Source organism: Streptomyces sp. HSW2009, assembly GCF_040240285.1.
GTDB lineage: Bacteria > Actinomycetota > Actinomycetes > Streptomycetales > Streptomycetaceae > Streptomyces.
On the sequence record NZ_JBEHZD010001045.1, the window covers coordinates 1 to 1,083 of the forward strand.

General features: G+C 72.4%; 1 protein-coding gene. It reads left to right on the plus strand.

Annotated elements, in window-relative coordinates; genetic code table 11:
• Positions 1 to 569: 569 nt before the first annotated feature.
• On the plus strand, positions 570 to 797 hold the full coding sequence (locus AAHZ94_RS34455) for a DUF5326 family protein (protein ID WP_349997610.1): 228 nt from the start codon (positions 570 to 572) through the stop codon (positions 795 to 797).
• Positions 798 to 1,083 lie beyond the last annotated feature (286 nt).

A 1,083-nucleotide genomic window follows, 5' to 3' on the forward strand; every position in this document is an offset into this window, starting at 1 on the left:
CCGAGGGTCCGCGAGTCAGTCCCGCCGAAACATCTGCCTGGCCTGGCCTGGCCTGGCCCGGCCTGGTCCCGTCGCTCCGTGAGCCTGCCGGCCCGGCCCCCATCCCACCTCGGCCCTGCCGCTCCGAGGGTCCGCGAGTCAGTCCCGCCGAAACTCCGCCTGGCCTGGCCCGTCGCTCCGATGTCCTGCCGGCCCGGCTGCCGAGGCCCTGCCGGCCCGGCCGCCCCGAGAGCCCGCCGGCCAGTCCCGCCGAAACTCCGCCCACCCGCCCGGCCTCACCCCGCCCAGGCCCGGCCCTGCCAAACTCCGCCGGCCCGGCCGCGAGGCCCCACCGGCCCGGGCCGCCCCGCAACCCTGCCGCTGCCGGCCGCCCCGAGGCCACCCCCGGCAAAGTACGTCCCGAGCGCGAGGCGTGGCCGGCCGTCCCGTAGGGGACGGGTCAGGGGAGGACGGGGGCCGGTGCGGCCCCGCGCGCCCCCACGCCGCTCTAGCATCGGAGTACGAGGGGGAATCCAGCGAAGCAGCGAGATCACGGGATCGAGCGGGGCAAGTAGAAAGCAGGGTGCATCGTGGCCGCAAAGCGGATATTCCAGGGCCTTCCGTGGTGGGTGAAGTGGGTTGTCGTGCCCGTCCTCGTCATCGCGGTATTCGGCGGCTTGATCACCAGCGTTGTCGGTATCGTCGCTTGGCTGCTGTTCCGGGTACTGCTGTTGGTCGCGGTGATCGGCGGTCTGATCTACGCCGTGCGGAAGTTCACTTCGTCATCGCGGTCGGGCGCCTCGCGCGATGATTGGTAAAGGCCAGATCCTCACTGGTCCGGACCTTTTTATGGCAAATTTGTTCTCCCCATGACACATTGCGCGGCTCTGCGCCACTAACCCAGCCTGAAGTCTTTCTTCCGGTTAGAGTGCGGAATGTTGCGGTCCGGCGCGTGCCCCGGCGGGGCGCGCGGATCGGCTGCCGCAGCGATGGCGGGGGCGGCCCCCGCCGCCGGGGGGGGCCCCCCCCCGCCCCCCGGGGGGGGGCGGGGGGGGGTTTAACAAATGGCGCGGGCGGCGCTGCGACGTGTGTTGTTGTGGGGGG